The sequence below is a fragment of the Thalassovita aquimarina genome (genome assembly GCF_018219815.1).
Classification (GTDB): Bacteria; Pseudomonadota; Alphaproteobacteria; order Rhodobacterales; family Rhodobacteraceae; genus Thalassobius; species Thalassobius aquimarinus.
Window position 1 is genome coordinate 157,476 of record NZ_JADMKU010000008.1, and the last position, 7,334, is coordinate 164,809.

10 protein-coding genes are annotated in these 7,334 nt (G+C 62.0%); 6 read left to right on the forward strand and 4 right to left on the reverse strand.

Annotation, left to right across the window (positions count from 1 at the left end):
- Positions 1 to 109: 109 nt before the first annotated feature.
- The 5 genes from thrS to IT775_RS11130 all read left to right on the forward strand — a co-directional run bounded on the left by thrS (position 110) and on the right by IT775_RS11130 (position 4,801).
- The gene (gene thrS, locus IT775_RS11110) at positions 110 to 2,056 is read left to right on the forward strand and encodes a threonine--tRNA ligase (protein ID WP_212701175.1); all 1,947 of its coding nucleotides are present in this window, start codon (positions 110 to 112) and stop codon (positions 2,054 to 2,056) included.
- A 213-nt stretch (positions 2,057 to 2,269) separates the two neighbouring features.
- Positions 2,270 to 2,581, forward strand: coding sequence for a BufA1 family periplasmic bufferin-type metallophore (locus IT775_RS11115; RefSeq protein ID WP_212701176.1), 312 nt, complete (start codon positions 2,270 to 2,272; stop codon positions 2,579 to 2,581).
- A gap of 56 nt (positions 2,582 to 2,637) precedes the next feature.
- Entirely contained in the window at positions 2,638 to 3,486 is an 849-nt protein-coding gene (bufB, locus tag IT775_RS11120; protein ID WP_212701177.1) for an MNIO family bufferin maturase, read from the forward strand.
- Complete coding sequence (locus IT775_RS11125) at positions 3,483 to 4,226, forward strand: HvfC/BufC N-terminal domain-containing protein (RefSeq protein WP_212701178.1); 744 nt, start codon at positions 3,483 to 3,485, stop codon at positions 4,224 to 4,226. The genes bufB and IT775_RS11125 overlap by 4 nt, the downstream gene beginning before the upstream one ends.
- On the forward strand, positions 4,223 to 4,801 hold the full coding sequence (locus tag IT775_RS11130; protein WP_212701179.1) for a DoxX family protein: 579 nt from the start codon (positions 4,223 to 4,225) through the stop codon (positions 4,799 to 4,801). The genes IT775_RS11125 and IT775_RS11130 overlap by 4 nt, the downstream gene beginning before the upstream one ends.
- On the opposite strand, the gene IT775_RS11135 is transcribed toward IT775_RS11130, so the two are convergent.
- Positions 4,758 to 5,126, reverse strand: coding sequence for a hypothetical protein (locus tag IT775_RS11135; protein WP_212701180.1), 369 nt, complete (start codon positions 5,124 to 5,126; stop codon positions 4,758 to 4,760). The genes IT775_RS11130 and IT775_RS11135 overlap by 44 nt on opposite strands.
- A gap of 45 nt (positions 5,127 to 5,171) precedes the next feature.
- Positions 5,172 to 5,492, reverse strand: coding sequence for an arsenate reductase family protein (locus tag IT775_RS11140; protein ID WP_212701181.1), 321 nt, complete (start codon positions 5,490 to 5,492; stop codon positions 5,172 to 5,174).
- A 221-nt stretch (positions 5,493 to 5,713) separates the two neighbouring features.
- On the opposite strand from IT775_RS11140, the gene IT775_RS11145 reads away from it, so the two are divergent.
- Positions 5,714 to 5,920 (forward strand): cold-shock protein, encoded by a 207-nt coding sequence (locus IT775_RS11145; protein ID WP_212701182.1) that lies wholly within the window; start codon positions 5,714 to 5,716, stop codon positions 5,918 to 5,920.
- Between the two features lie 39 nt (positions 5,921 to 5,959).
- On the opposite strand, the gene IT775_RS11150 is transcribed toward IT775_RS11145, so the two are convergent.
- Together IT775_RS11150 and IT775_RS11155 are read right to left on the reverse strand one after the other, a co-directional pair.
- Positions 5,960 to 6,097: a hypothetical protein gene (locus IT775_RS11150; RefSeq protein WP_212701183.1), complete on the reverse strand. Its 138-nt coding sequence runs from the start codon at positions 6,095 to 6,097 to the stop codon at positions 5,960 to 5,962.
- Positions 6,098 to 6,412: 315 nt separating this feature from the next.
- Positions 6,413 to 6,724: an HPF/RaiA family ribosome-associated protein gene (locus IT775_RS11155; protein WP_212701184.1), complete on the reverse strand. Its 312-nt coding sequence runs from the start codon at positions 6,722 to 6,724 to the stop codon at positions 6,413 to 6,415.
- Positions 6,725 to 7,334: the final 610 nt, after the last annotated feature.

Here is a 7,334-nt window from a genome sequence, read left to right on the forward strand (position 1 = left end):
TTTGGTCAGGTCGTCTTGACTTGCCCTCTCCGCCCGACCATTAAGGGCGCGAGCATATAACCCGCAACCGGGCGTTCCGTGGGCGCCAAACTGACGAGGAGGCCAAGAAATGGCTGAAGTCACCCTTACTTTCCCCGATGGCAATTCGCGCGCATTCGAAGCCGGGATCACCCCCGCCGAAGTCGCTGCCGGTATTTCCAAATCCCTGTCGAAAAAGGCGATCAGCGCGACCGTGAACGGCGCGCATTGGGACCTGCAATGGCCGATCGTTGAGGACGCAAGCATCGCCATCAACACCATGCAGGACGACGAACCGGCGCTGGAACTTATCCGTCACGACCTGGCGCATGTGATGGCCCGCGCGGTGCAGGATATCTGGCCCGACGTGAAGGTCACCATCGGCCCGGTCCGCGATTACGGCTGGTTCTACGATTTCGACCGCGAAGAACCGTTCACCCCCGAAGACCTGGGCCGGATCGAAGCGCGGATGAAGGAAATCATAAACGCCCGCGAGGACGTGAAGACCGAGGTCTGGGATCGTGCCCGCGCGATCGAGCATTACCGTGGCACCGGTGAGCCCTACAAGATCGAGCTGATCGACCGCATCCCCGAAGGCGAAGACATCCGTATGTACTGGCACGGCGAATGGATGGACCTGTGCCGCGGCCCGCACCTGCAAAGCACCGGCCAGCTACCCGCCGACGCCTTCAAGCTGACCCATGTGGCCGGCGCCTACTGGCTGGGCGACAACACCCGCCCGATGCTGCAGCGGATTTATGGCGTGGCCTTCAAGGACCGCAAGGCGCTGAAGGCGCACATGACCATGCTGGAAGAGGCCGCCAAGCGCGACCACCGCAAGCTGGGCCGCGAAATGGACCTGTTCCACATGCAGGAAGAAGCCCCCGGTCAGGTGTTCTGGCACCCGAACGGCTGGCGCATCTATACCACGCTGCAGGATTACATGCGCCGGCAGCAGCAGAAGGGCGGCTATGTCGAGGTCAACACCCCCCAGGTGGTCGACCGCAAGCTGTGGGAAGCGTCGGGCCACTGGGAGAAATACCAGGAAAACATGTTCATCGTCGAAGTGGACGAGGAACACGCCCGCGAAAAGGCGATCAACGCGCTGAAGCCGATGAACTGTCCCTGTCACGTGCAGATCTTCAATCAGGGCCTCAAGTCCTACCGCGATCTGCCCCTGCGCATGGCCGAATTCGGTTCCTGCAACCGTTACGAACCCTCGGGCGCGCTGCACGGGATCATGCGGGTGCGCGGATTTACCCAGGACGATGCGCATATCTTCTGCGCCGAGGATCAGATCGAGGCCGAGACCAAGAAGTTCATCGAATTCCTGTCTGCGATCTATAAGGACCTCGGATTCGAGAAGTTCGCGGTGAAGTTTTCCGACCGCCCCGACACCCGCGCCGGTTCGGACGAAGTGTGGGACAAGGCGGAAACCGCGCTGAAACATGCCACCGTGTCGGCCGGGTACGATTTCGAACTGAATCCGGGCGAAGGCGCGTTCTACGGCCCGAAGCTGGAATTCGTGCTGACCGACGCGATCGGGCGCGACTGGCAATGCGGCACGCTGCAGGTGGATTTCGTGCTGCCCGAACGACTGGACGCGCATTACATCGGATCGGACGGCGAAAAGCACCGCCCCGTGATGCTGCACCGCGCGGTACTGGGATCGTTCGAACGCTTCATCGGCATCCTGATCGAAAGCAACGCCGGCAAGCTACCGTTCTGGATCGCCCCGCGCCAGGTGGTGGTGGCCGCCATCGTGTCGGACGCCGACGATTACTGCCTTGAAGTTGTCGAGGCGCTGAAAGCCGCGGGCATCCGTGCCGAGGCCGACCTGCGCAACGAGAAGATCAATTACAAGGTGCGCGAACACAGCCTCGGCAAGGTGCCGGTGATCCTGGCCTGCGGCATGAAAGAGGTCGAGGACCGCAGCGTGTCGGTCCGCCGCTTGGGCGAGAAGCAAACATCGGTCACAACTCTGGACGAGATCGTGAGCCAGTTGCGGACCGAGGCAACGCCGCCCGACCTTCTGTAACAATCGAAAAAAACTTTCACGGCCCGCGACGGAAATCCCGCCGCGGGCCGTAACATTTCTGGGATTTTCCGCCGATATCGCACCCCCGGCGCTCACACGGGCACACGCACGCGTGAAGCACAGGCTCGTGAGTGGCCTGTTACGCCGCTCATTCCCTAGGTTTTTCGCATCGCCACCGAGCGATCTGGATTTGGAACCGAAAGGGAAGAGAAAATGTCCAATACGATGAAGACCCTCGCCGTCGTCGGCGCCGTTGCCACCGCGCTGTCCGCCCACGCCACCACCGCTAGCGCCGATGGCGCCAAGGAAAAATGCTTCGGCGTCGCGCTGGCCGGTCAGAACGACTGCGCTGCCGGGCCGGGCACCACCTGCGCCGGCACCGCGAAAGTCGATTACCAGGGCAATTCCTGGAAACTGGTCGACGCCGGCACATGCATGGATATCGAACTGCCCGCGATGGCAGACGGCACCATGCGCCACGGATCGCTGGAAGCGCTGGACCGCGACCTTCCGATGGACGGCTAAGGCCATTTTCGGGGCGGGTCATCCCGCCCCGATTTTCAATGCCGGGGGAAAGAGCCATGTTCGACCAAGCCAACACCCTGCCCGCCGCACCGGGCGTCGGGTACAAGCCGCAGCACTACAGCGATATCCTGAACGATGCGGGACCGGTGCGCTGGCTGGAAATCCATGCGGAAAACTACATGGGCGACGGCGGCCGTCCGATCGCGCAACTGCGGTTCCTGGCCGATCGGTTCCCGATCTCGGTCCATGGCGTCGGGCTTTCCATCGGCGGTGAAGGGCCGCTTGATCCGTCGCATCTGGCCCGTTTGAAATATCTCTGCGACTGGCTGGACCCCGCCAGCTTTTCCGAACACCTGGCATGGTCGACCCATGACAGCGCCTTTCTGAACGACCTTCTGCCGCTGCCTTATACGGCTGCCACGCTGGCCCGTGTCTGCGATCATATAGATCAGGTGCAGGAACTGCTGGGCCGCCGGATGCTACTGGAAAACCCGTCCTCCTACCTGGCCTTCGCAGAATCGACCTATGACGAACCCGAGTTTCTGGCCGAAGTGTCCAAACGCACCGGCTGCGGATTGCTTTTGGATGTGAACAACATCTTCGTGTCGGCCACCAACCTCAACTATGACCCGCGCGCCTATGTCGATGCCTTCGCGCTCGATCAGGTCGGCGAAATCCATCTTGGGGGCCATGACGAGGATGAAGACGATCACGGCGCGCCCCTGCTGATCGACAGCCACGGGAGCGAGGTCGCCGATCTGGTCTGGACCCTGCTCGATTACGTGCTCGATCGTTCCGGCCCGCGCCCCACCCTGATCGAATGGGATACCGACGTGCCCGACTGGGCCACGCTGGCCGGAGAGGCCACCCGCGCCGAGACCGCGCTGGAAAAGGTGCCGGCATGACCCAGACGGATTTCAGCCAGGCGATTTTCGACCCTGCCCGCCCGGTCCCCGACAGGTTGACCGACGCGGCCGACCGTCCTGCGGGCAAGCGGTTTTCGGTTTATCGCAACAATGTGACCGTATCGCTGAAAGAGGCGCTGGAAACCGGGTTCCCGGCCACCGCCCGGCTCTTGGGAGAGGCGAATTTCGACGCGGTGGCAAAGGGATACCTGCGCGCCCACCCGCCGCAATCGCCGCTGATGATGCTGTTCGGGGATGGTTTCGCCGAATACATCGCCGCCATTCCGGCGCTGAAATCGCTTGGCTACCTGCCCGATGTGGCGCGGGTGGAATACGCGATGCGGCAATCCTACCACGCCGCCGATGCCGCGCCTTTGGACCCGGCGAAACTTGCCGGACTGACGCCCGAAGCCCTGAACAGGGCGCGGCTGAGCTTTGCCCCTGCGGTGCGGCTGGTCCTCTCGGACTGGCCGGTCCACGCGATCCGGCAAAAGGCGCTGGAGCCAAACGCCCCCAACCCGCCCGGCAGCGCCCAACCGGTGCTGATCACCCGCCCGCAATACGACCCCGACCTGCAACCGTTGTCGCCAGACCAAGCTGCGCTGATCGCCGCGCTGATGTCCGGAATGCCGCTGTCGCGGGCGATGACAGAGGTGCCCAAAGCCGACCTGGGTGCCGTTTTGACCCTGCTTCTGGCGCAATCCGCGCTGACCGATATCGATGTGGAGGACCCCAAATGAACGCCCTGATCACAACCTATGCCGCCCTTGCCGACCGGTTGGACCGGAACGAATGGGTCCTGCCCACGCTGACCCGGTTTCTGTTCGCCGCCACGCTTCTGGGGTATTTCTGGGCCTCGGCCCTGACCAAGCTGGGCGATGGTGTGCTAGGCTTCCTCAACCCCTCGACCGGCGCCTATGCGCAGATTTTCCCCAAGGCATTCGAGGCCGTTGGCTATGACAGTAGCCAGCTGAACCTGTTCCACTGGGCGGTGACCGTGGCCGGGACCTGGGCCGAATTCATCCTGCCCGCGCTGATCGTGCTGGGACTGTTCACCCGCCTGTCGGCGCTTGGCATGATCGGCTTTGTCACCCTGCAATCCCTGACCGACCTCTATGGCCACGGCGGCATTCAACATGCCGAAACGCTGGGCGCTTGGTTCGACCGGATGCCCGACGGGGTAATCCTGGACCAGCGCGGGTTCTGGGTTCTGGCGCTGATCCTGCTGGTGATGAAAGGCGCCGGTCCGCTGTCTCTGGACCGGCTTCTGGTCAGAAATGCGCCTTCGGTTCGTCCGGTTTCCCAGCCGCAATAGCCAAGAGGCCGCCGATCCCGACGAAGCCGATCGGGAACATGGTGAAGGCGTTGAAGCCGAAGGCATAGATCATCCCCGCCGCCGACAGCAGCATCAGGACACCGCCCCACAGCGCCCGCGCCCGCGCCATCGCCCCGCCGGCGATCGCCAGCAGCGGCGAAACGAAGCTGGCCGCGCGGATGATTTCGGGATTGGTGACCTGTTCGAACAGCCCCTCAACCTCGCCGTAGCGGTCGATCATCTCGGTATAGCCGTAGCTGAAAAAGCCCACGATCATGCCGATGATCCCGCCGATGATACCCAGCATCAGGGCCGCGTTGCGCATGTCCGGTCCTCCATTCGTCCGTCACAGCAAATAAGCATGCCGGACCTATTTGCCAAGCAGCGCCGCCTGCACGTCCTTGCCCCAGCCCAGGTGCATCGCGCCCTGGTCATCGACGATCAGCGGCCGCTTCATCAGCGCCGGGTGTTCCGCAAGAAGCTCCAGCGCCGGGCGGGCGCGTTCGACTTCGTCGAGCCCGCGCCAGGTGGTCGAACGGGTATTCACAAGCGCCGCGCCGAATTGCGCGTAAGCCGCCGCCCGCAGGCCCGGGTCCATCGGATCGGCCCGGATATCGACCAGAACGGCGCCGTCCAGCGCCTTGGCCGCCTTGCGGCAGGTATCGCAGTTTTTCAGCCCGTAGAGTCTCATTTCACAGCCTTCCTTTGTCGTTTCATGCATCAATAACGATCATTTCTCAGGCCTTCACCACTCTTTTGCTTGATTTTTACGTTCGCGCTGCAACACTCGAAAGCGTGACATAGGCAATGGCAGGCCCGTACAAGGATCATATTTCAGGAATTGCTGTCATGCCGACGTGACATGGGCCCCGCATTGACAGGGGGAAGAACGGCAAAAAGGAGACACGGAAAATGCCGACGGGCACCGTGAAATGGTTTAACACCACCAAAGGTTATGGATTTATTGCTCCCGATGACGGGGGTAAGGACATATTCGTGCACATCTCGGCCGTGGAACGGTCGGGGCTGACCGGTCTGGCCGACGATCAGAAGGTCGGGTTCGAATTGATCGACGGGCGCGACGGCAGGCAGATGGCCGGCGACCTCAAACTGCTTTGAAGACAGCGGCCGGGGGGCGAAGCATCCCCGGCCGGGATTTCATTCCATGTAGCAGCCCTTTTCGCCCTCGGGGCAGATCGCGCCGGACTTGGCGCGGTAAGGTCTTGTGCTGACAGCGTTTTCGCGCATCCGGGAATAGTAGGTCCCGGTCTGGTTCGGGATGCCGCAGCAGATCACACCGTCGATCTGGATCGGCTGCAGCCCGTCGGGACAGTAGTTCGCGGTGGCGGCGAAGGGATAGATCTTCGGCTCCCCTTGACAGCCGCGGCGGGCACGAGCGCGGCGACGGTCAGGATGGACAGCCTGCGAAACGTGGTCATGGAAATCCCCCGGATCAATGGAAACAAATGATTAATGCGGGTCAGGGAAACGTCTGCCCTGCCCGGCTCAAAGCTCAATTTTGGGAAATACAGAGGCGCCGGAAACGCGCGGCAAAGCACCGTTTCCGGCATGCGGAGCCGCCCTTGGGCAACCCCGCTTTATCGTTTCAGATCAATGATCTGACAGCTTTTCGAATTCGTCCGTGAGGCGCTGCTTCACCTTCTTGGCGGCCTGCCGCACCGCCACCGGAATCTCGGCCGCGTCATGATGGGCGGCATAGGGGCGCAGCCCTTCGGGGCGGGCTTCGACGGTGGCGCGGATGTCTTCGCCGCCCTTGGGGCCACGGGTATCCTTGATATGAACCTCGACCCGGGTCAGCCGACGGGCGATCGGGGCCAGCGCCTCGGTCACGATCTGTTCGCAGACCTCTGCGACCCGTTCGTCGCCGTTGATGTTGTGGTCGGTGTTGACCTGGATTTGCATCGCGCACCCTCCTTTTGGTGTTTTTTTCAAGCTACAGTGATTCAGCTAAGCGCAGATTGATCTGGGACAAGAGTTTAGGGGAATTTGCGCGTTTTGTAGCCGAAAACGGTACGGATGCCCGTAAGGGTTTGTTAACCAGTCGGAATCCCGGTTCGGGGATGGGAGGAGGAGGCGCCTCGGCCCCTACCGACAACTGCGCCACACGCACTGCCCCACCCAAATCACAGCACCCCGCCCGGTGGCACACCGGGCAGCCCCCGACCGCCCCAATGGGCGGGGGCTTCACCCCCACCCGCGGCCGGGGTCTGCCCTTCGCGCTTGGTTGGAATGGGGGAGTTTGGGGGTGGATTGTGGGGGCGTGAGGTCACGCAGCATATTGAGCGGCGGGATCAATGGTGCGTGCGAGCACGAACCCTACGGATTTCTACGTCTAATATTTTTTTATCCCAGATGTTCGTGAATTTCACCGACAACACGGAATGGATTCTCACTCAACTTTGAATCCTTTGCCTTTTTATATGACAGTCCACTTCCTAGGGTCAGGACCCATTGATTTCCGCCGGGTGGCGTGATTCACCGTTCGAAAAACGAGCGGTAAAATGTCTGACCT